This is a genomic window from Xanthomonas floridensis (assembly GCF_001642575.1).
GTDB classification, from domain to species: Bacteria; Pseudomonadota; Gammaproteobacteria; order Xanthomonadales; family Xanthomonadaceae; genus Xanthomonas; species Xanthomonas floridensis.
This window is the reverse complement of the sequence record NZ_LXNG01000043.1, coordinates 1-3,388: the sequence shown is the minus strand read 5'-3', so window position 1 is coordinate 3,388 and position 3,388 is coordinate 1. Positions and strand designations below refer to the sequence as shown.

Below are 3,388 nucleotides of genomic sequence, written 5' to 3'. Positions count from 1 at the left end.
GGTGTGCCTGTAGCAGGGGCAACACCGCGCACATGCGCCGGAAACGGCCAAAAACCGCAGGCCTGAGCGTCATTGGCGCGACCGATGCGGCTTACCTCATCCTCCGATGGCGTTGATCAGACCATCCCTAGACCTTCTCACAATGCGCCGGCTGCCGCTTCGTTGCACGACGCCACAGTTCGTGGGCAAGCAGCGCGACACAAGGCTTGCCGCACATGATGGCGACCTTGGAAAACCACAAATAAATGCAGGCTGGGAATGCCGATCATTTTGTGCGTTTGTAACAACAAGGATGGCGATATCGCTCACCGTTTCGATCCCATCCACTACTGCGACACCACCTATTTATCGATACGCGAATAAATCTCGCGAATCATCATTTCCCGCCCCCTCCAAAAGAACTTAGGCCCTGATGAAAATTCGACCACTGCATAAGCATGTGGCAGCACTCGCAATTGCCATTTTCACCACCCTTGCATCCTCGGTCGCCACGGCGCAGACCCCGGGCGTCGTTCAACCCCGAAATCCCGATCGCGCGGTCCTACCGGTCATCTCCGGCTCGAAGGTCAGCGTTCCCTCCGGATCATGCACCGTCGGGGCGGTATTGGTACCCACGAGCATCTTCCACAGGCTGACGCCCTACCAACGTGCCACGCGATGGATCGTGCTAGCCAAACACTGCGCACCGATGTACGCGACTATCCACGTGGGCACGGCCGCCATCGGTAACGTCGTGTGGCAGTCGGCCGCCTCGGACATTGAGCTTGTACGAGTCTCGCCACAGCCCGGCCCGTCGTCGCTGTATTGCGCCTCCCATCGCAGCGCGGTGTTCTGCAATCCGATCCAGTCCTACATTCCCCGTGCCAATAACCAGGTCTTCATGCCGCGAGCCGGGCGGGAAGCGCGACTTCCCGTGATCGGATGGTCGAACGCGCCTGACGGGCAGTTCTGCACAAGTGGTTGGCGCACGGGCGTTCGATGCGTGTGGCAAGGCTTCTCTCTCACGCCGGGAATTTGGAGGCCAAGTTATGAACACATCAGTACCGCCCACGCGGCCGAGCTCAATAGCATCGACAACGGCGACTCCGGCGGCCCAGTCGTCACCTACGACAAGCATCTGATCGGGATCATCTCCTCCGGCGAGCCTGACGGCAGATCCATCGTGTACTACACGCCGATGCAACAGGTGTTGCACGAGCTATACAGCTACTCCCTTGCCCCGGCCGACCTACCTACCGTCGCAGGCGACGAAAATCCACTGTCTCCAGGCGGTGAAAACGCAGGGTGGGAACTGGCTCCGACCGACGGCCAAGGCGTGTAGTTGACGCCGAGTGCCAAATGAAGCGGACAGGTCGGCGGTCAGGACTCCGGCCAGTGTCATCAGCATCCCGTGTCGCATTCTGGGGCAGCGCATCGGTTAGCGATACGTCGCCTCAGTGCGGCGTGTTTCTGGGCGTCCAGCGACCCTATACGACTATCAGTTGCTGACCAGCGACATGCAGCCGTACCGCTCCACACGGTTGACTGGTCCTTGTTGCGCTTGAAGATCAACGAACGGATCGCTGCGCGCAATTCTGGGCTAGGCATCCAGCGCCATCGGCGGCTTGCAGCGGTATGGCGTTCTGCCAGCACTCCAGATCGCCCAATACCACTTGCTCATCGAGCGCCAGTGTCGAGTCGCCGAGGTAAAGCCCCCCGCATTTCCGCAAGGCACAAAAAAGGCACCATCGGCGCCATCTCGATCTGACCTGCTGAATTAAGTGGTGGGCCGTGATGGATTCGAACCATCGACCAAAAGATTAAAAGTTAGCGCTATTAGGCTTGCGAATCTGCAAACTTACGCTGCTTATTTTTCCCGGCAACCAGCGCCGGAGGCCTTGTGCGGGCTTGGGCCTACTGCCAATTTTCCCGATCGCTGCGATCACCGACCTGCACCTAGATGGCGCGGGTTAGCGGCGATTCGTGCGGCCACTTCGCTTCGAATCCTGACCTCGTGGCGAGTCGCCCACATGGCTGTGCCACGCCGCCCTTGCTGAAAGCTGCTGCAGTCTCGCGAGACCAGCGGCGCAAACGGCTCGCCTGGCGGGCTCGGTCGCTGACGTTCCAGCAGTACAAGCCAGCCTCCCGCGACCTTATCCATCATTCGAGCTATTTCTACGCCGTCGAGCGTGATAGCAGTGGGCGGTCCCTCTTTCTGCTGGGAAGCCTTCTCCCACCGGAAGCCGGACGGCAGAACAGGCTCATCGCCGGCATCAATCACGCTCATACGGCATCCATATATAAGGTGTGCCGCTGGCTATCGTGCTTGTTGGCCAACCGGCGGCCGCGCTCGAGCATGGCTACGGCCTGGTCTACGAGCCACCAATGCGTCCCGCCGGCCGCGTGGACGGGATCGAAGTGAGTCTGCAGGGCATTGCGGGTCAGTGCCATTGCGGGAGATCCGGCGTTAGCGAGTTGGTGGCAACCCACGCTAGCGCGCCCCAATCTCAATTTTTCAGATGACCACCGGGGAGAGGTAATTTAGGTCATTAGGCTGTAAAACTGCAAGTATATCCATACTTATCAATAACTTACGTAAATTTTTCAAAGGTAATTAAAGGGTAATTGAGAGGTAATGGGATTACCTTTAGGGGAGGTAATCACCCTCTCAAAAAATATCCTTAAATTTCAATCACATAACTTTTCCATGGGAGCCTGATTACCTTAAATCACCCCAAAAGGTAATCCGGAAATTCCCATTTGCATCAATTGTTTAGGCCTTGTTTCAGGCTCCGGATTACCGATTACCTGGTTCCGATGGTCATCTGCCGAAATTCACCGGGAGGCCTAGCAACGGATCGCAACCGGTCGCCCCCCCCCCAAGCCCCCAGGCGTGCAGGGATCTGCAGGGAAGAGAGGCCTCCTTGAATCGCACGGATTGGTAACAGCAGCGCGGTCTAGGCCCATCCTGCGGGGGTGCAGCGAAAACCATGCATAAAGACCGCAGGCGTGGCGGGGCGACGATTGCGCGCGCTAGGTGTGATCTCTCAGTAGGTTGTTCATCCGGGGCATCTCTGGAAGATGGGGGTTATCAAGCCAACCCAGCCCCCAGGAGCCCCGGATGAACCTGCATAAACATGCCCGCTTGAGCCCTCGCGGTCGAGCCCTGCTTGTGGATCGCATCCTTGTTCAGGGGTTGCGCGTGGAAGAAGCAGCGCATGCGGCCGGTGTCAGCGTCCGAACGGCCTACAAATGGCTCAAGCGCTTTAAGGAAGAGGGGGAAGAAGGGTTGACTGACCGTACCTCCCGGCCTCACAAGTGCCCCCATGCCACGCCTAAGCACGTTGTGGATCAGGTCATCGCGCAGCGCCGTGCACGCCATACGTATCGGCAGATCGCCCAGCAGTTG

General features: G+C 58.6%; 3 protein-coding genes. 2 read left to right on the top strand and 1 reads right to left on the bottom strand.

Going from position 1 to position 3,388, the window contains the following annotated elements:
- The first annotated feature begins 412 nt into the window (after positions 1–412).
- Positions 413–1,321: a trypsin-like serine protease gene (locus tag A7D17_RS18135; protein ID WP_064510377.1), complete on the top strand. Its 909-nt coding sequence runs from the start codon at positions 413–415 to the stop codon at positions 1,319–1,321.
- Positions 1,322–2,262: 941 nt separating this feature from the next.
- Here A7D17_RS18135 and A7D17_RS24635 read toward each other — a convergent pair.
- The gene (locus tag A7D17_RS24635) at positions 2,263–2,430 is read right to left on the bottom strand and encodes a hypothetical protein (RefSeq protein ID WP_162841739.1); all 168 of its coding nucleotides are present in this window, start codon (positions 2,428–2,430) and stop codon (positions 2,263–2,265) included.
- 670 nt (positions 2,431–3,100) lie between these two features.
- On the opposite strand from A7D17_RS24635, the gene A7D17_RS23345 reads away from it, so the two are divergent.
- Positions 3,101–3,388, top strand: a 288-nt coding sequence (locus tag A7D17_RS23345) for a leucine zipper domain-containing protein (RefSeq protein WP_153041879.1), incomplete at its 3' end; no start/stop codon positions are given.

Coding starts and splice junctions, on each gene's coding strand:
- A7D17_RS24635 (WP_162841739.1), bottom strand. CDS start 2,430: ATGGCACTGACCCGCAATGCCCTGCAGACTCACTTCGATCCCGTCCAC.
- A7D17_RS18135 (WP_064510377.1), top strand. CDS start 413: ATGAAAATTCGACCACTGCATAAGCATGTGGCAGCACTCGCAATTGCC.